The following is a 17,983-nucleotide window of genomic DNA, read 5'->3' as shown; positions in this document are numbered from 1 at the left end:
GGTTATACGAGTTGACTGAGTATCAAGGCTGAAATCGATAAAGATCGCAGCCTCGTTTCACTCGACAGCTCCTACTCTTCGCCCATCTGCGACTGCAGATAGTTTTCCAGGCCGATCTTGTCGATCAGGCCGAGCTGGGTTTCCAGCCAGTCGATGTGTTCTTCTTCCGACTCGAGAATGTCTTCGAGCAGTTCACGGCTGCCGAAGTCGCCAACGGTTTCGCAATGGGCGATGGCGGCTTTCAGATCGGCGTGGCCGGTCTTTTCGATGCGCAGGTCGCATTCGAGCATCTCGCGGGTGTGCTCGCCGATGTGCAGCTTGCCCAGGTCTTGAACGTTCGGCAGGCCTTCAAGGAACAGGATGCGCTTGATCAGCTTGTCCGCGTGTTTCATCTCGTCGATGGATTCGTGATATTCGTGCTTGCCGAGCTTGTTCAGACCCCAATCTTCATACATGCGCGCATGCAGGAAGTACTGATTGATCGCGACCAGCTCATTGGCGAGGATCTTGTTGAGATGCTGGATGACTGTAATGTCGCCTTTCATGATCGGAGTCCTGCCCTGAATTAACCGTATATAAGGCGGAGTTTGAGCTTGGCAGTTATAAGTGTCAAACCTAAGTTATTGAATAATAAATGAAAATTAATCGGAATAAGAATGTTTGTGTTCCGCGTCTGGACGCTAAGCAATTGATTTTCAGGCATAAAAAAACCGGACATCTAGTCCGGTTCTTTGAAATGGGGCATTTACGCAGCAGTAAATTCTACCGGGTAAGGGATCGCGGCCTGGGCGGTTTGCAGCTTGGTCAGGGTTTCGCGCACCACTTCCTTGGCAAGGCAGGCGCATTTGCCACACTGGCTGGCGACGCCGGTGGCCTGGCGAACTTCTTTGTAGCTGCAGCAACCTTCATAGATCGCTTCGCGGATCTGTCCGTCGGTGACGCCAGTGCAGAGGCAAACATACATAAGTAAGAACCGTCGCTGGTTGTGACTCAATTGCAATGGATCTTAATGTTAACGAGAATGATTGTCAAAGTGCTTTCGGAACGCTTCCCAGCCAATTTCCCAGCGACTGACGAACGGTATTTTCCAAATGCGCGTCTGACCCCATGAATACGCAGTGGATAACCGAACAGGGAAAATCCGTTACGGACAGGCCAAACACGCAGTGTATGATGGTCGTCCCTTGCGAAGAGGGTTCGTGTCACAGGGCTGTCGCCTGAGGGTGACAGGCTGGCCCGGACCCTGAACTTCAAGTTTTTACACCAGGAGATATCAATGAGCGTACTCGTAGGCAAACAAGCCCCAGACTTCACCGTCCCGGCCGTGCTCGGCAATGGCGAGATCGTTGACAGCTTCACCCTGTCCTCGGCCATCAAAGGCAAATACGGCCTGGTGTTCTTCTATCCGCTGGACTTCACCTTCGTCTGCCCGTCCGAGCTGATCGCTCTGGACAACCGCATGGCTGACTTCAAGGCGCGCAACGTTGAAGTGATCGCTGTGTCGATCGACTCGCACTTCACCCACAACGCCTGGCGCAACACTCCAGTGAACAATGGCGGCATCGGCCAGGTGAAATACACCATGGCTGCCGACATGAAGCACGACATCGCCAAGGCATACGACGTTGAATCCGAAGGCGGCGTGGCTTTCCGTGGCGCGTTCCTGATCGACGACAAAGGCGTGGTTCGCTCGCAGATCATCAACGACCTGCCACTGGGCCGTAACATGGAAGAGCTGATCCGTCTGGTCGACGCGCTGCAATTCCACGAAGAGCACGGCGAAGTCTGCCCGGCCAACTGGAAGAAAGGCGACAAAGGCATGAACGCTTCGCCGGAAGGCGTTGCGGCTTACCTGACCGAGAACGCTGCGGCCCTGTAAGGCGCAACGTCGAGGTACAAAAAAACCGGCCCACGTGGCCGGTTTTTTCATGCGCGGGATTTGTTCGCCGACGATCAGTCGTCGAAGTCTTCCCAGCCGCCCATCTGCTTCCAGCGATTGACGATGCCGCAGAACAGCTCAGCTGTCTTTTCGGTGTCGTAACGCGCCGAGTGTGCTTCACGACCGTCGAAATCGATGCCGGCCGCCTGACAGGCTTTCGCCAGCACGGTCTGACCATACGCCAGACCCGCCAGGGTCGCGGTGTCGAAACTGGAGAACGGGTGGAACGGGTTGCGCTTCATGTCCAGGCGCGCAACTGCTGCATTGAGGAAGCCCAGGTCGAAACTGCTGTTGTGCCCGACCAGAATTGCCCGCTTGCAGCCGTTGGCTTTCAGCGCCTTGCGGATGCCACGGAAGATGTCGGTCAGCGCGGTTTCTTCGCTGACGGCCATGCGCAGCGGATGATCGAGCTTGATCCCGGTGAACTCCAGCGCTGCCGCTTCAACGTTGGCGCCTTCGAATGGCTCGACGCGGAAGAAGTAGGTGTGATCCGGGTAGACGAAACCCTTTTCATCCATGGCGATGGTGGTCGCGGCAATCTCCAGCAAGGCATCGGTGGCTGCGTTGAAGCCACCGGTTTCTACGTCGACGACAACCGGCAGGTAGCCGCGAAAGCGCGCTGCCATCGGATGACGGGAACCGCCGCCGCCACCTTGACCGTCCAGTTCATCGTCGAAATTGTCTTCACTCACGCGTGTTCCTCCAGCAGGCGCCAGCGCAGTTTTTCACCGGCGCGCAGCGGGATAACGGTCAGCTCGCCAAATGGCAGACTGGTCGGGGCGGTCCATTCTTCACGGACCAGGGTGATGCGATCGGTATTTGCCGGCAGGCCGTAGAAACGCGGGCCGTTGAGGCTGGCGAAGGCTTCGAGCTTGTCCAGCGCGTTACGCTGTTCGAACGCTTCGGCATACATCTCGATGGCGGCGTAAGCGGTGTAGCAACCGGCACAACCGCAGGCGGCTTCCTTGGCGTGCTGGGCGTGGGGCGCCGAGTCGGTGCCGAGGAAGAACTTGGCGCTGCCGCTGGTGGCGGCGTCGAGCAAGGCTTCCTGATGGGTGTTGCGCTTGAGAATCGGCAAGCAGTAGAAGTGCGGCCGAATCCCGCCGACCAGCATGTGGTTGCGGTTGTACAGCAGGTGATGCGCGGTGATGGTCGCGCCGACGTTGGCCGAAGCCTCGTTGACGAACTGCACGGCGTCGCCGGTGGTGATGTGTTCGAACACCACTTTCAGCGTCGGGAAACGCTCGACCACGCGGCGCATGTGCTCGTCGATGAAAATCTTTTCGCGGTCGAATACATCGACGTCGCCACGGGTGACTTCACCGTGGATCAACAGCGGCATGCCGACTTCGGCCATGGCTTCCAGCGCCGGGAAGATCTTGTCGATGCTGGTCACGCCGGAATCGGAGTTGGTGGTCGCGCCGGCCGGGTACAGCTTGGCGGCGTAGACGAAACCGCTGGCCTTGGCCTGACGAATTTCTTCCGGTTGGGTGCGGTCGGTGAGGTACAGCACCATCAACGGCTCGAACTGACTGCCGGCCGGGCGGGCAGCGAGAATGCGCTGACGATAGCCGTCGGCTTCAGCGGCGTTGCGCACCGGCGGTACCAGGTTCGGCATGATGATCGCGCGCCCGAAGGTGCGGGCCACATCGGCAACGGTATTGGTCAACACGGCACCATCGCGAAGATGAATGTGCCAGTCGTCGGGACGCAGCAGGGTCAGGCGGTCGGACATGAGGGGATTCCAGGCGGGTCAAACTGAGGCGAATGCTACCGGAAAAGACTCTTGCAGGCACCCGCTATCAAGTTTTGCCACACGCGTCCGATATCCCGGAGGTATGCCGTAAACATTGTGTGAATCGGTGTTTGTGTTTCACAAGCCAATGGAGCCTCCCGTGCGCCAGCGTTATTTAGCCCTGCTCAGTGTGTTTGCCAGCCTTCCCGCGATGGCGCTGACTTACCAGACCCGTCTGGAGAACATTGAGTGGACGGTCGCCGGCGACCAGTTCGAATGCCGCCTGACCCAGCCGATCACCGATTTCGGCTCGGGCGAGTTCGTGCGCAAGGCCGGTGAGCAGGCGATCTTTCGCCTGAACGCCTACAACGCCATGCTCGGCGGCGGTTCGGCGACCTTGCTCGCTGCCGCAGCACCTTGGCAGCCAGGGCGTGGCGACATCAATCTGGGCTCTGTGCGTCTGGGCAGCGGCAATGTGTTGTTCAACAGCTCGCAATCCCAGGCCGGGGGATTGATCAGCGGTCTGCTGGACGGTCGCAGCCCGGTGGTACGCCGTGCGTCTGGCGATGGCCGCGTCTCCGAAGTGCGTTTGTTGCCGGTGAAATTCAGCAAGGCGTTCAACGACTATCAAGGCTGCGTGGCGAAATTGCTGCCGCAGAATTTCGACCAGATCAAGCAGTCGCAGATCGGCTTCCCCGGCGAAGGCGTTGAGCTGGATCCGGCTGCCAAGGCCAAGCTGCAAGTGATGCTCGAATACATGAAGGCCGACCCGACGGTGAACCACATTGACCTCGACGGTCATTCCGACAACAGCGGCAATCGTCTGACCAACCGCGAATTGTCGCGCCGCCGCGCGCTGGCGGTGGTGGATTTCTTCAAGGCCAACGGCATTCAGGAATCGCAGATCACCGTGCGTTTCCACGGCGAGCAGTATCCGATCGTGCCCAACACCAGCAAGGCCAATCGTGCGAAGAACCGTCGGGTCAACGTGAAACTGTCGCGCGTCGCACCGACTACCGCCCCGGCTCCGGCGCCGCAAGCGAGTACGCCGGCCACGGCCGCAACGACTTCCTGACTCGCCGGTCATCGTCGCGCTCTCGACAGATTCTGTCGCTTTGTCGTCTTAAGCTGTCGCGCCTCTGTAAATTATCGCGTTTGAGCGGTAGACTCCCCGGCTTTCCGTAGAACCCCGTGGAGTGATGGCATGGCGGACGTAAACAAGGTCGTTCTGGCGTATTCCGGCGGCCTGGACACTTCGGTGATCCTCAAGTGGCTGCAGGATACTTATAACTGTGAAGTGGTGACCTTCACCGCTGATCTTGGTCAAGGCGAAGAGGTCGAGCCGGCCCGCGCCAAGGCTCAGGCCATGGGCGTCAAAGAAATCTACATCGACGACCTGCGCGAAGAATTCGTGCGTGATTTCGTGTTCCCGATGTTCCGCGCCAACACCGTTTACGAAGGCGAGTACCTGCTGGGTACTTCCATCGCCCGTCCGCTGATCGCCAAGCGCCTGATCGAAATCGCCAACGAAACCGGCGCCGACGCCATTTCCCATGGCGCCACCGGCAAGGGCAACGACCAGGTGCGTTTCGAACTGGGCGCCTACGCGCTCAAGCCAGGCGTAAAAGTTATTGCCCCTTGGCGCGAGTGGGACCTGCTGTCCCGCGAGAAGCTGATGGACTACGCCGAGAAGCACGCGATCCCGATCGAACGCCACGGCAAGAAAAAATCTCCGTACTCGATGGACGCCAACCTGCTGCACATCTCTTATGAAGGCGGCGTGCTGGAAGATACCTGGACCGAGCACGAAGAAGACATGTGGCGCTGGACCGTCTCCCCGGAGAAGGCTCCCGACACCCCGCAATACCTGGAACTGACCTACCGCAACGGCGACATCGTCGCACTGGACGGCGTCGAAATGACCCCGGCCACCGTACTGGCGACGCTGAACAGGATCGGCGGCGAGCACGGCATCGGTCGTCTCGACATCGTCGAAAACCGTTATGTCGGCATGAAGTCCCGCGGCTGCTACGAAACCCCGGGCGGCACCATCATGCTGCGCGCGCACCGCGCCATCGAATCGATCACTCTGGACCGCGAAGTCGCTCACCTCAAAGACGAGCTGATGCCCAAGTACGCCAGCCTGATCTACACCGGTTACTGGTGGAGCCCTGAGCGTCTGATGCTGCAACAGATGATCGATGCTTCGCAGGTCAACGTGAACGGCGTAGTGCGCCTGAAGCTGTACAAGGGCAACGTCATCGTCACCGGTCGCAAGTCCGACGATTCGCTGTTCGACGCCAACATCGCCACCTTCGAAGAAGATGGCGGCGCTTACAACCAGGCCGACGCGGCGGGCTTCATCAAGCTCAACGCGCTGCGCATGCGCATTGCTGCCAACAAGGGCCGCAAGTTGTTCTAAGCGGCTCAGACCCACGCGCAATAAAAAAGGCGGCCAGTTCAGGGCCGCCTTTTTTTTCGGAATTTTCATCGGGTTCATCAAGCCGTTTCTCTTGTCTGCCCGCTTGCGGGATGTGCCACGCCTGTCAGCTGGTTCGCCCCAGCAGGGTAACTGTCTGTGTGCACAGGTTGTAAACGACACACAGTGTTGCACCTGAGCTTTTCTTCGCCTGTTTGATCTGTTGCAGCGAAGTATGCGCCAGAGAGTCCGAAACATGATTCGACAGAAAAACCAGCACTCGCGGATTTTTTTTACCGGCGCTCCGAAGAGTGTCGAGAATCGCATCGAACTCCCTGGACGCATCAACGTCCCGGGCGTCGATGATGTTCAGTTCGCTTATCAGCGGTGACAGTTTGATCGTCTGCACCACGGGGTTCGCTTGGCCATCGATATCGGTTGGTGGGTCAGGCGCGTTGTGAATCCTGCATGGACGCTGGAATCCGCCGCTCCCAGTGTTGCTGGACACGACGCAGCTGGTTATCTCGAAAGCGCACGATCCATCGGTTTTTCGCAACGGTACTTTTCGTTCGCTGTCGCGTTCCGAATGTTCAGCCGCCTTCAGGAAATTTTTGTCCTTGCCGAAATCCGAGGGCGAGTAGAGTGAGCGGTGGTTGAAGTTCAGCGTGATAAAAAAAAGAAATAACAAGTAAAACGGAAAGCTGATCAGAAACCAGACATAAATCTCCCGGTCCTTGTTGTCGAGAAACGGCAGCGATACCGCCGCTGAAGTTTCCGAGATAATGGCGAATATCGCGATGACGGTCATTGGGTTAGTGATCTTTTTCGTTATCTTGAGCATGATTCAAGTTCTATGCTGTTTGTTTGAGGTTGAATATTTCTATATATAGCAAAAGCCTTCATTGAAGTTTCAGGCTGTTGTTTCAAGTTTTATAGAAGGGCTGCCGGTGCGTCGAATATGCAGTAGCGGCGGTTCGTTACGTCATATGTCGAATCGGCAGCCGGCAAAAGTGGTCCAGGAAATTTCAGATGGCTCGATTGGAATTCGCAGCTGCGTAGGACGTGTGCGCAGTAAACGGAAATTCGCTGCGGTCTTGAAGGACGGGAAGCAGTTGCGATGGATGCGACGGGACCTATTTGTGGGAATTATCCTCAATGCCTGTAGGGAATGTCTCTCGATGCAAATGCGTGTAAAAGTTGCCATCCCTTGAAGCAAGTGACTGGGATATCGTGCGTGTTCTAAAAATTCGAACAGCGAAAACTGGACTTGCCCATGAATAAAGTGCTGATCGTGGATGACCACCCCGTCATTCGACTTGCGGTACGTATGCTGATGGAACGGCATGGCTACGAAGTCATTGCAGAAACGGATAATGGCGTTGATGCACTACAAATTGCTCGTGAACAAATACCGGATCTTGTCATTCTGGATATTGGAATACCCAAACTCGATGGACTGGAAGTTATTGCTCGCCTGACTTCCACCGCCATGCCGGTGAAAGTGCTGGTGCTGACTTCCCAGGCTCCCGGACATTTTTCAATGCGTTGCATGCAATCGGGTGCAGCGGGTTATGTGTGCAAGCAGCAGGATCTGACCGAACTGCTGAGTGCGATCAAGGCAGTTCTGTCCGGCTACAGCTATTTCCCCAATCAGGCCCTGCACACTGTGCGTACCAGTCTGGGCAATGCGAGTGAGGCGGACATGGTTGATCGTCTGTCCGGGCGGGAAATGATGGTGTTGCAGCAATTGGCGCGCGGCAAGACCAACAAGGAAATCGCCGACGGCATGTTTTTGAGCAACAAGACTGTAAGCACTTACAAGACTCGCCTGTTGCTGAAACTCAATGCGCGGTCTCTGGTTGATCTGATCGAGTTGGCGCAGCGCAACGGCCTGGTTTGAACGATTCGACAGCTGAGACCGTCATGGGCCGATCAAGCTCGGTTGTCGCAGAAAATGAAAAGCCTCCGCTTCGGGAGGCCTTCAGGTATCACAGATCAAAATCGTAATCGGCCAATTGCCTTTGCAGTCGGCGCTCCTCAAGCAGGTTGTCGATTGTGCGACGCTTGCTGAGGTTGGTCTTCGCCACCTCGACCACCGGTTCGACCTCATCGGCCTCGACGGCAATAAAATCTTCTTCTACATCCAGTTGCTCTTTGTCGGTACTCATGAAGTCAACTCCCGGCTAAGACTGCCTTTGGCGCTCCTTATATCGACATTACTGCGGCGGGTAAAAAAGATTTTTTCAATCGATGGATACGAAAAACCGATGACGGCTCAATCGTCAGAAGTTTTATGTTTGTATTCGCACAGATCTTCGATGCGGCAGCTGCCACAGCGCGGTTTACGCGCCAGGCAAACATAGCGGCCATGCAAAATCAGCCAGTGATGGGAGTCGAGCAGGAATTCTTTCGGTACAAACTTCATCAGCTTCATTTCAACTTCCACCACATTTTTCCCCGGCGCGATGCCGGTGCGATTGCTGACGCGGAAAATGTGCGTGTCGACCGCCATGGTCAATTGACGGAAAGCGGTGTTGAGCACCACGTTGGCGGTCTTGCGCCCGACGCCGGGCAAGGCTTCCAGTTCTTCCCGGGTTTGCGGAACTTCACCGCCGTGGCGTTCAACCAGCAAACGGCAGGTTTCAATGACGTTCTTCGCTTTGCTGTTGTACAGGCCAATGGTCTTGATGTACTCGGACAGCCCCTCGACACCCAGCGCATGAATCGCGGCAGGTGTATTGGCGACGGGAAAGAGTTTGGCAGTCGCCTTGTTGACCCCGACATCGGTGGACTGCGCCGAAAGAATCACCGCAATCAGCAGCTCGAACGGCGAAGAGTAGGCCAGTTCGGTTTTCGGCTCGGGATTGTCTTCGTGCAGTCGGCGAAATATCTCAAGACGTTTTGCAGCATTCATGGGCGATGCGTTTCCTTGATGACAGAGTTGCGGCGTGTCCACGCCTGACGTACGGCGAGAAGCAGGCCCAGTAAAACGAAAGCGCCGGGGACCAGCGTAAACAGATGCAGCCCATCGGGGAACAAAATCAGACCTTGCCAATGCTCCGAAAGACCTCGGCCAAGGCTGCCATAACCGATGATCTCGCGCAGCCCGCCGACCACCAGCATGAGCGCGCCGAACAAGGCGCAGCGTTTGAAGCTGACAGCGACGGGCTCGCGGAAGGCACCGTGGTATTCAAGCACGACGCAGTGCAAGGCGATCAGCCCTATGTAGAGCCCAGATGTTTGCTGCCATGGCAAAAACCAGCGTTGCGCCACAATATCCGCGCAACTAGTCAACGTCGCAGCAAGCGTCAGGCTGGCGAGCAACGCACGGGTGCCCGTCAGGCGTTCGCGCAGCGGCGACATGCAAACGGCAAAAACGCCGAGCACCGCGCCGAGCATCAAGGTTATCCCCAGTGCAGCGCTGAGTGTTTGTGTGGCGCCCAATAGCGGCACCAGCATCAATAAACCTACCGTGCGTTTCATGAGCCAGTTCCTAACAGCAACGCCCGATGCTCATCGAAATAACGCAGTGCGTCATGAATCGCGTTGATGGCGGCACGGGAGGTAATGGTCGCGCCAGCGATTTGATCGAACTGCCCCTGATCCTTTTTCAGCGCCCAACCGGCGTCTGTCGGCTCAGTGCGGGATTTGCCGAGGAAGGTCTGAAGCCAGGCATTCGGCCATTCACCGATGTGACCACCCAATCCCGGCGTTTCGCGCTGCTCAAGGGTTTTCACGCCTAGAACTCTGCCGTTTGCATCGATGGCTATCAGCAGTTCCAGAGTGCCTGCGTAACCTTCGCTGCGACTGCGCAACAGCACCGCAACTGTCTGTCCGGAGCGGGTCGCTCGATAGCCGCCTGACAGCGTGCTATGGCGCAAAACAGGCTCGGCGAGCGTCAGCGGTTGCTCCAGCGGCTGATTGTCGTAGAGCGCTGCAGGCATGACATCGAGCAATTGGCGGCTGGCGAGCAAGCGCTGCTCGCTGGCAATCTGCGGTGCACTGCTGCGCTGCAGCACGTATGTCGCGCTCACGCCAACGAGAGCCAGCAGTACAACCGTCACGACACTCACCGAGCGGTTCATGTGCTCACCGGCAGATGGCGGCTGGCGGCGAAGCGCTCCAGCGTCGGCACCAGCAGATTCATCAGCAATACCGCAAACGCGACGCCGTCCGGGTATCCGCCCCATGTGCGAATCAGGTACGTGAGCAGGCCGACCCCGACGCCAAACAACAGGCGGGCGAGGGCGCTTTTCGCGCCGGACACAGGTTCTGTCACGATAAAAAATGCACCGAGCATGGTCGCGCCGCTGAGCAGATGAAACAGCGGCGAACCATGGGAATCCGACCCCGAGCCGTTCCAGCACAACAGGCTGATGAGGAACAGACTGGCGAGCATCCCCACCGGCGCATGCCAGGAAAAGATCCGCCGCTGCAACAGCCACAGACCGCCGAGCAGAAACGCCAGATTCACCCATTCCACACCGCGCCCGCCGAAACGGCCGAAGGCCGGGTTGCTGGCGAACAGCTCATCGATGGTCAGGCTTTTATTGATGCGCAGACTGTCCAGTGCCGTGGCCTGCGCCCAGGCGTCCGGTGCTGGAGTCGGGTTGAAAACCTGATGCAACGCCGAGAGGAAATCGAGGCCATGACCGGGCCAATGGGTCATCGCTTGCGGAAACAGCACCATGCTCAGGGCAAAGCCAAGCATCGCCGGGTTGAACGGATTTCTGCCGACGCCGCCATACAGGTGCTTGCCGAACAACAAGCCTGAAGCGGTCGCGGTGACCGTCAGCCACCAAGGGCAATAAGCCGGCAGCGCAACGGCCAGCAACATTGCACTGACCAGCGCGCTGCCATCACGCAGTGCCGCTTGCACCGCTTGCCGACGCAAATGGGCGACCCCGGCTTCGACGAGCAAAGCACTGGCAACCGCCAACAGCAGATTGATCAACACGCCCCAGCCATACAACCAGAACAAAGCGAGCAGCCCCGGCAGCGCTGCGAGCAGCACGGTATTCATCGCCTGTTGCAGGCGATCGTCCGCTGCCTCAAGGGGTGGCATGGTCTTGCACCCGGCGCTCGGCGTCAGTCACGGCTTGCTCCAGTGCTGCGATCTGCTCCGGCGCAGCCTCCGCTGCCTGGGCTTTTTTCAACTCGGCGCGGCGCATGGCCAGTTGAATCTTCGCCCGTTTCAACTCCGCGTCGTTGCTCGGAGCAGGGACGGCGGGAATCACCGGTTGGCTGCTTTCCAGATTCGCCAGCGCGTGCTCGGCGGCTTCGAATTGTTGCTGCAGGACGATCAATTGCGACTGCTGCTCGAATGTCGGCGGATGACCGAAGGCTTTCAGCGATTTGTGCAGTTGCGCTCGACTCATCGCCACATCGACCTTGGCCTTCTTCAGCGCCGCATCGGCGTTCGCGGCTTTTTGCGCACGCACCCGCTCCAGCGCAGCCTGCACCGGGTCGGCGGTCGAGACTTGCGGTTGTGCCGCACGCGCGGCTCGCGCTTCACGTTCGGCCTGCTTTTGCTGTTCTTCACGCAGCAGGCGCTGGTTGCGGCGCTCGAAACGCTGGCGCGCGTGGTCACGTTTGATCGCGCGGGCGCGCTGTTCTTCAAGATCGAATGCGAGACCGCCAACCACTGGGATCGTGTTCGCAGGCAAAGGATGCATTTCGATGCAGTCGACCGGGCACGGCGCAACGCACAGATCACAACCGGTGCACTCGTCGATCAGCACCGTGTGCATGAGTTTTGCCGCGCCGACGATGGCGTCGACCGGGCAGGCCTGAATGCACTTGGTGCAGCCGATGCATTCGGCCTCGCGGATGAAGGCGACTTGCGGCGGTGCCGGGCCACGGCTGATGTCCAGTTCCAGGACCGGTATTTTCAACAGCTCGGCCAGGGCAGCGATGGTTTCATCGCCGCCCGGCGGGCACTTGTTGATCGGCTCGCCGTCAACAATGCCTTGCGCATAGGGTTTGCATCCGGGATGTCCGCACTTGCCGCATTGGGTCTGCGGCAGCAGGGCATCGATGCGTTGAAGCAGACTCATGTTTTGATCAATCCACTGAATCCGAGAAAAATCACTGCGACCAGTCCGGCGCTGATCAGATCGATCGGCAGGCCGCGAAAGGGCAAGGGAACATCGTTGTCGACCGTGCGCTCGCGCAGGTCGCAGAACACACTCAACACCAGCCAGAAACCCAGCCCGGCGCCGAAGCTCAACGCCGTTGCGTGCAGCAGGCCTTGATCGTTTTGCGCATTGATCAACGCCAGCCCGAGTACGCCGGCATTGCCGAGCAGCAGCGGCCACAATCCTTCGAACGGCCAATCCGGCAGCCCGCGCGCCAGCAGTTTCAGCAGCGGCGCGATCAACAACACACTCAACGGCAGAAACACGAACAGGCGCAGCGCTTCAAGCTGCAACGGCAGCAATATCCACTGCCAGATCGCATGACCGATAACGCTGACTACCAGCATCAGGCACAACGTCGCCAATCCCAGCGCATGCACCTGGCGACGGCTGCCCGCCAGCAGCGGAGCGACGCCCAGCGGCCAGTGCAACACCAAGTTGTTGAGCAGCGCAGCACTGATCAGCGTTAACACGAGTTCGGTCATGGTTCTGCCAGCGAAACGGGCAGTGTCTCTTAAGGGTAGGCACTATCGGGCCAGATATGAAAAATCCCACCGGCATGCAGAGCACGTCGGTGGGATCGTTTTATCGCAACGTCTTACTTGATGCGCTGACCCGGCTTGGCGCCGCTGTCAGGGCTCAGCAGGTAGATCTCTTCACCGCCGGGACCGGCTGCCATCACCATGCCTTCGGAAATACCGAACTTCATTTTCCGCGGCTTGAGGTTGGCGATCATCATGGTCAGGCGACCGTCGAGCTTGGACGGGTCCGGATACGCGCTCTTGATCCCGGAGAACACGTTGCGTTGCTCGTCACCGATGTCGAGGGTCAGGCGCAGCAGCTTGTCCGCGCCTTCGACGTGTTCGGCCTTGACGATCAAAGCGACGCGCAAATCGATGGCGGCAAAGGCGTCGAAATCGATTTCCGGCGACAGCGGATCCTTGGCCAGTTCGCCGTTGCCCGCAGGGGCGGCTGCGCCAGTGTCGGTCTGGCTGGCGGTCAGGTCTTCCTTGGAGGCGTCGGTCATGGCTTGCACTTTTACCGGGTCGATGCGGGTCATCAACGGTTTGAATTCGTTGAGCTGGTGATTGGCCAGCAGGGTGGTGTGGTCATTCCAGGTCAGCGGCGCGACGTTGAGGAACGCCTCGGCATCAGCGGCCAGCAGTGGCAGTACCGGTTTGAGGAAGATCACCAACTGGCGGAACAGGTTGATGCCGGTGGCGCAGATCGCCTGGACTTCATCCTGCTTGCCTTCCTGCTTGTTCAACGACCACGGCGCCTTGTCGGCGATCCACGCGTTGGCGCGGTCAGCCAGGGCCATGGTTTCACGCATGGCGCGGGCGAAGTCGCGGGCCTCGTAGGCGTCGGCAATGCTCGGCGCGGCGGCGAGGAAGGCCTCTGTCAGCTCCGGCGCGGCATTGTTGTCGACCAGCAGACCGCCGTTGCCTTTGTGGATAAATCCGGCGCAACGGCTGGCGATGTTGACCACTTTGCCGACCAGGTCGGAGTTGACCTTCTGCACGAAGTCTTCGAGGTTCAGGTCGAGGTCATCGACGCCACGGCCGAGCTTGGCCGCGTAGTAGTAGCGCAGGTATTCCGGCGACAGGTGATCGAGATAAGTGCGGGCCTTGATGAAGGTGCCGCGCGACTTCGACATCTTCTGGCCGTTGACGGTCAGGTAGCCGTGCACGTTGATGCCGGTCGGCTTGCGGTAGCCGGCGCCTTCGAGCATGGCTGGCCAGAACAGCGCGTGGAAATTGACGATGTCCTTGCCGATGAAGTGGTACAGCTCGGCAGTCGAATCCTTGCCCCAGAACGCGTCGAAGTCCAGCTCTGGCGTGCGGTTGCAGAGGTTCTTGAAGCTGGCCATGTAACCGATCGGCGCATCCAGCCAGACGTAGAAATACTTGCCCGGCTCGCCCGGAATCTCGAAACCGAAGTACGGCGCATCGCGCGAGATGTCCCACTGCTGCAGGCCGGCATCCAGCCATTCGGCGATCTTGTTGGCTACGGCGTCCTGCAGGGTGCCGCTGCGGGTCCAGGTCTGCAGCATTTGCTGGAAATCCGGCAGCTTGAAGAAGAAGTGCTGGGAATCCTTGAGCACCGGGGTGGCGCCGGAGATCGCCGACTTCGGATCCTTCAGGTCGGTCGGTGCGTAGGTCGCGCCACATTTTTCGCAGTTGTCGCCGTACTGGTCTTCGGTGCCGCATTTCGGGCAGGTGCCCTTGATGAAGCGGTCGGCCAGGAACATTTTCTTTTCCGGGTCGAAATACTGCGTGATCGAGCGCTGGGCGATGTGCCCGGCGTCACGCAGCTTGAGGTAGATCTGGCTCGACAGCTCACGGTTTTCTTCGGCGTGAGTGGAGTGGAAATTGTCGAAATCGACGAGGAAGTCGGCAAAGTCGGCGCTGTGTTCAGCCTGCACGTTGGCGATCAGTTGTTCCGGGGTGATGCCTTCCTTTTCCGCGCGCAGCATGATCGCCGAACCGTGGGCGTCGTCGGCGCAGACATAGATGCATTGGTTGCCGCGATGCTTCTGGAAGCGCACCCACATATCGGTCTGGATGTATTCCAGCATGTGGCCAAGGTGGATCGAACCGTTGGCGTAGGGCAGGGCGCTGGTGACGAGGATCTTGCGTGGCTCGGACATGGGGCTTCGCTACTTGATGAAACGGAGGTCGGCCACTATAAAGCGCCGGCGCATATTTTTCACCCCTGCGCCACTGGGTACTTTGAGAGCTCGTGTGGTGAGGGGATAAGTCCCCTCACCACAGTGGCTTTTCAGCGCAAGTAATCTGTTCGCCTCAAATCGGTGTCCAGCGTACGATAGCCGCCATCTTTTCCAGTCTCGTTATCGGAGTTGCCCATGAGCGCCGTCACTCGCGCAGCGGTGGAAGCCGTCCTCAGCCAATACACCGACCCCTACCTGAACCAGGATCCGGTCAGCGCCGGGTGCGTGAAAAACATCGAGATCATCGGTGACCGCGTCAATGTGCAGCTGGAAATCGGCTACGCCGCCGGTTTGTTCAAGAGCGGCTGGGCGCAATTGCTGCAACTGGCCATCGAAAACCTCGACGGCGTGGTCATCGCCCGCGTCGAGGTCACCAGCGTGATCGCCGCGCACAAGGCCCAGGCGCAGATTCCCGGGCTGGCCAACGTCAAGAACGTCGTCGCCGTCGCGTCCGGCAAGGGCGGCGTGGGCAAATCCACCACCGCTGCCAACCTCGCGCTGGCGCTGGCCCGCGAAGGCGCCAAAGTCGGCATCCTCGATGCCGATATCTACGGCCCGAGCCAGGGCATCATGTTCGGCATTCCCGAGCGCACCCGGCCCGAGGTCAAGGATCAGAAGTGGTTCGTGCCGCTCAAGGCTCACGGCGTGGAAGTCATGTCGATGGCGTTCCTGACCGACGACAACACGCCGATGGTCTGGCGCGGGCCGATGGTTTCCGGGGCGCTGTTGCAACTGGTTACGCAAACCGCTTGGGGCGATCTGGATTATCTGGTCATCGACATGCCACCGGGCACCGGCGACATCCAGCTGACCCTGGCGCAGAAAGTCCCGGTGGCCGGCGCGGTGATCGTCACTACGCCGCAGGACCTGGCACTGCTCGACGCACGCAAAGGCGTGGAAATGTTCCGCAAGGTCAACATTCCGGTGCTGGGCGTGGTGGAAAACATGGCGGTGCACATCTGCTCGAACTGCGGGCATGCCGAGCATCTGTTCGGTGAAGGCGGCGGCGAGAAACTGGCCACCCAGTACGGCGTCGAACTACTGGCCTCACTGCCGCTGTCGATGCTGATCCGCGAACAGGCCGATGGCGGCAAGCCAACCGTAATCGCCGAGCCGGACAGCCAGATCGCCATGGTCTATCAGGAACTGGCCCGCCACGTCGGTGCGCGGATCGTGTTGCAGGAAGCGGCCACGCCGGCGATACCGAATATCACCATCAGCGACGATTGAATAAACGCTGGATGAAAATGTGGGAGCGAGCCTGCTCGCGAAGAGGGAGTGTCAGTCAACGAAGATGTTGGCTGACCCACCGCTTTCGCGAGCAGGCTCGCTCCCACATTTGTTTCAGGGTGACAGTCAGATGCGCAAGCCGCCATCCATCTCCAGAATCCGCCCGGTGTAGTAGTCGTTCTCGAAGATATACGCCGCCGAATGGGCGATCTCTTCGGGCTTGCCCATGCGCTTGAGCGGAATCCCCGACGTCATCTTCTCCAGCGCTTCCGGCTTCATGCCCAAAGTCATTTCGGTTTCGATGAAGCCCGGTGCGATGCCCGCCACGCGAATGCCGTAACGCGCCAGCTCCTTCGCCCAGGTCACGGTCGCCGCTGCGACGCCAGCCTTGGCGGCGGAATAGTTGGTCTGGCCGACGTTGCCCGCGCGGGAGATCGAGGAAATATTGATGATCGCGCCGCTGTTCTTCAGCTCGACCATTTTCGCTGCGACTTCACGGGTGCAGAGGAACACGCCGGTCAGATTGACGTCGATCACCGCCTGCCACTGCGCCAGGCTCATCTTGGTCATCTCACCGTCCTTGACCTTCAGCAACAGACCATCGCGCAGGATCCCGGCGTTGTTGATCAGGCCGTGGATGGCGCCGAAGTCTGCGGCCACTTGCGCGACCATATGCTCGACCTGTTCTTCATTGGCGACGTTGCACAGGTAGCTGCGCGCTTCGACACCCTTGGCTTTACAGGCGGCCACGGCGTCGTCGAGTTTTTCCTGATTCAGATCGACCAGGGCCAGTTTCGCGCCCTTGCCGGCGAAATACTCGGCCATGGAACGGCCCAAACCCTGGCAACCGCCGGTGATAATGATTACTTTGTCGTTGAGTTGCATTCGCATGTCCCGCTGGCAGGTCTGAGTTGTTTTTGTTGTCGGCAACGCTCGATCGGCACCGGTCAGGCCTGGTTGCACACGAACATTTGCCCGATGCGCGCCGGTTACTTTTCGCTGCGCGCCTGTCCGTTTTCTAGACGGAACCCATTTAAGGAGTCACAAATTGAGCGCTGAAGTGGCGAAGAATGCCCGAGAATTGCTTCTCAAGGAATACCGTGGAGTGCTGTCGACCCACTCCAAATCGATGCCGGGTTTTCCCTTTGGCTCGGTTGTGCCGTATTGCCTGGACGAGCAGGGCCGGCCGCTGATCCTGATCAGCCGCATCGCGCAGCACACGCATAACCTGCAGAAAGATCCGAAGTGTTCGATGCTGGTGGGCGAGCGCGAGGCCGACGATGTGCAGGCGGTCGGGCGGCTGACTTATCTGGCCGAAGCGCAGAAGCTCGCAGAACCGGCAGCGATCGAGGCTGCCGCCGAGCGCTATTACCGCTATTTCCCCGACTCGCAGAATTATCACCAGGCCCACGATTTCGATTTCTGGGTGCTCGATCCGGTGCGCCATCGCTACATCGGCGGCTTTGGCGCGATCCACTGGATCGACGATCTGACCTTGGCCAACCCGTTCGCCGGCAAGGCGGAAATCAGCATGGTCGAGCACATGAACAGCGATCACGCCAAGGCCATTGCCCATTACGTCGAGCTGGCCGGGCTGCCCAACAGCACGCCGGCGCAACTGGCCGGCATCGACAGCGAGGGCATGCACCTGCGCATCGGTCAGGCCGTCTACTGGTTGCCCTTCGCGGCGCCATGTAATACGCCGACACAAGTGCGCGAGGCCTTGGTTTCTCTGGCTCACGCCCAGTCCTGGCCGAAAAAAGCGCAAAGTTAAGCTTGAATTCACGCAAGG

Annotated in this window: 20 protein-coding genes and 1 pseudogene; 6 read left to right on the top strand and 15 right to left on the bottom strand. The window is 59.0% G+C overall.

Going from position 1 to position 17,983, the window contains the following annotated elements; genetic code table 11:
- Nucleotides 1-71: 71 nt before the first annotated feature.
- The gene (gene bfr, locus D8U82_RS13710) at nt 72-545 is read right to left on the bottom strand and encodes a bacterioferritin (protein WP_016773403.1); all 474 of its coding nucleotides are present in this window, start codon (nt 543-545) and stop codon (nt 72-74) included.
- Nucleotides 546-745: 200 nt separating this feature from the next.
- On the bottom strand, nt 746-964 hold the full coding sequence (locus D8U82_RS13705) for a bacterioferritin-associated ferredoxin (RefSeq protein WP_003227725.1): 219 nt from the start codon (nt 962-964) through the stop codon (nt 746-748).
- Nucleotides 965-1,276: 312 nt separating this feature from the next.
- Between D8U82_RS13705 and D8U82_RS13700 the strand changes: the two genes are divergently transcribed.
- A complete protein-coding gene (locus D8U82_RS13700; RefSeq protein WP_003227723.1) occupies nt 1,277-1,879 on the top strand; it encodes a peroxiredoxin in 603 nt (200 codons plus the stop codon).
- Nucleotides 1,880-1,953: 74 nt separating this feature from the next.
- Here D8U82_RS13700 and rnt read toward each other — a convergent pair whose 3' ends face one another.
- Nucleotides 1,954-2,631, bottom strand: a complete 678-nt coding sequence (gene rnt, locus D8U82_RS13695; RefSeq protein WP_016773404.1) for a ribonuclease T — start codon at nt 2,629-2,631, stop codon at nt 1,954-1,956.
- Nucleotides 2,628-3,674, bottom strand: coding sequence for a dihydroorotase (gene pyrC / locus D8U82_RS13690; protein ID WP_016773405.1), 1,047 nt, complete (start codon nt 3,672-3,674; stop codon nt 2,628-2,630). Before pyrC ends, rnt begins: the two co-directional genes overlap by 4 nt.
- A gap of 160 nt (nt 3,675-3,834) precedes the next feature.
- On the opposite strand from pyrC, the gene D8U82_RS13685 reads away from it, so the two are divergent.
- Nucleotides 3,835-4,749 (top strand): OmpA family protein, encoded by a 915-nt coding sequence (locus D8U82_RS13685; protein ID WP_016773406.1) that lies wholly within the window; start codon nt 3,835-3,837, stop codon nt 4,747-4,749.
- Between the two features lie 129 nt (nt 4,750-4,878).
- On the top strand, nt 4,879-6,096 hold the full coding sequence (locus D8U82_RS13680; RefSeq protein ID WP_011335737.1) for an argininosuccinate synthase: 1,218 nt from the start codon (nt 4,879-4,881) through the stop codon (nt 6,094-6,096).
- Nucleotides 6,097-6,220: 124 nt separating this feature from the next.
- On the opposite strand, the gene D8U82_RS13675 is transcribed toward D8U82_RS13680, so the two are convergent.
- On the bottom strand, nt 6,221-6,934 hold the full coding sequence (locus tag D8U82_RS13675) for a hypothetical protein (protein ID WP_110646234.1): 714 nt from the start codon (nt 6,932-6,934) through the stop codon (nt 6,221-6,223).
- 432 nt (nt 6,935-7,366) lie between these two features.
- On the opposite strand from D8U82_RS13675, the gene D8U82_RS13670 reads away from it, so the two are divergent.
- Nucleotides 7,367-7,993 carry a response regulator transcription factor gene (locus D8U82_RS13670; protein WP_016773408.1) on the top strand — a complete coding sequence of 209 codons (627 nt, stop codon included), beginning with the start codon at nt 7,367-7,369 and terminating at the stop codon, nt 7,991-7,993.
- An 88-nt stretch (nt 7,994-8,081) separates the two neighbouring features.
- Here the strand turns inward: D8U82_RS13670 and D8U82_RS13665 are convergent, their stop codons facing one another.
- The 8 genes from D8U82_RS13665 to metG form a co-directional block, all read right to left on the bottom strand.
- Nucleotides 8,082-8,261 (bottom strand): hypothetical protein, encoded by a 180-nt coding sequence (locus D8U82_RS13665; RefSeq protein WP_016773409.1) that lies wholly within the window; start codon nt 8,259-8,261, stop codon nt 8,082-8,084.
- Nucleotides 8,262-8,368: 107 nt separating this feature from the next.
- Entirely contained in the window at nt 8,369-9,007 is a 639-nt protein-coding gene (gene nth, locus D8U82_RS13660) for an endonuclease III (protein WP_016773410.1), read from the bottom strand.
- Nucleotides 9,004-9,576, bottom strand: coding sequence for an Rnf-Nqr domain containing protein (locus D8U82_RS13655; protein WP_130902350.1), 573 nt, complete (start codon nt 9,574-9,576; stop codon nt 9,004-9,006). Before D8U82_RS13655 ends, nth begins: the two co-directional genes overlap by 4 nt.
- Complete coding sequence (locus tag D8U82_RS13650) at nt 9,573-10,178, bottom strand: RnfABCDGE type electron transport complex subunit G (RefSeq protein WP_125925645.1); 606 nt, start codon at nt 10,176-10,178, stop codon at nt 9,573-9,575. The genes D8U82_RS13655 and D8U82_RS13650 overlap by 4 nt, the downstream gene beginning before the upstream one ends.
- Entirely contained in the window at nt 10,175-11,158 is a 984-nt protein-coding gene (locus D8U82_RS13645) for an RnfABCDGE type electron transport complex subunit D (protein ID WP_125925644.1), read from the bottom strand. Before D8U82_RS13645 ends, D8U82_RS13650 begins: the two co-directional genes overlap by 4 nt.
- On the bottom strand, nt 11,145-12,149 hold the full coding sequence (rsxB, locus tag D8U82_RS13640; RefSeq protein ID WP_130902349.1) for an electron transport complex subunit RsxB: 1,005 nt from the start codon (nt 12,147-12,149) through the stop codon (nt 11,145-11,147). Before rsxB ends, D8U82_RS13645 begins: the two co-directional genes overlap by 14 nt.
- Complete coding sequence (locus D8U82_RS13635) at nt 12,146-12,715, bottom strand: Rnf-Nqr domain containing protein (protein WP_130902348.1); 570 nt, start codon at nt 12,713-12,715, stop codon at nt 12,146-12,148. Before D8U82_RS13635 ends, rsxB begins: the two co-directional genes overlap by 4 nt.
- Before the next feature lie 113 nt (nt 12,716-12,828).
- Complete coding sequence (gene metG, locus D8U82_RS13630; RefSeq protein ID WP_122611889.1) at nt 12,829-14,880, bottom strand: methionine--tRNA ligase; 2,052 nt, start codon at nt 14,878-14,880, stop codon at nt 12,829-12,831.
- A gap of 216 nt (nt 14,881-15,096) precedes the next feature.
- Between metG and apbC the strand changes: the two genes are divergently transcribed.
- Complete coding sequence (apbC, locus tag D8U82_RS13625) at nt 15,097-16,191, top strand: iron-sulfur cluster carrier protein ApbC (protein ID WP_130902347.1); 1,095 nt, start codon at nt 15,097-15,099, stop codon at nt 16,189-16,191.
- 20 nt (nt 16,192-16,211) lie between these two features.
- Here the strand turns inward: apbC and D8U82_RS28465 are convergent.
- Together D8U82_RS28465 and D8U82_RS13615 are read right to left on the bottom strand one after the other, a co-directional pair.
- A pseudogene (locus D8U82_RS28465) lies at nt 16,212-16,337 on the bottom strand (metal ABC transporter ATP-binding protein); the annotation flags it as partial.
- Nucleotides 16,318-17,076, bottom strand: a complete 759-nt coding sequence (locus D8U82_RS13615; protein ID WP_053123391.1) for an SDR family oxidoreductase — start codon at nt 17,074-17,076, stop codon at nt 16,318-16,320. The pseudogene D8U82_RS28465 and the gene D8U82_RS13615, both read right to left, overlap by 20 nt.
- Before the next feature lie 163 nt (nt 17,077-17,239).
- Here D8U82_RS13615 and D8U82_RS13610 point away from each other — a divergent pair, with 163 nt between their 5' ends.
- Nucleotides 17,240-17,965 carry a HugZ family protein gene (locus tag D8U82_RS13610; RefSeq protein ID WP_095181796.1) on the top strand — a complete coding sequence of 242 codons (726 nt, stop codon included), beginning with the start codon at nt 17,240-17,242 and terminating at the stop codon, nt 17,963-17,965.
- Nucleotides 17,966-17,983: the final 18 nt, after the last annotated feature.

It is taken from the genome of Pseudomonas sp. Sample_23 (genome assembly GCF_004307595.1).
GTDB lineage: Bacteria > Pseudomonadota > Gammaproteobacteria > Pseudomonadales > Pseudomonadaceae > Aquipseudomonas > Aquipseudomonas atacamensis.
This window is presented reverse-complemented; position numbering and strand designations above follow the sequence as displayed.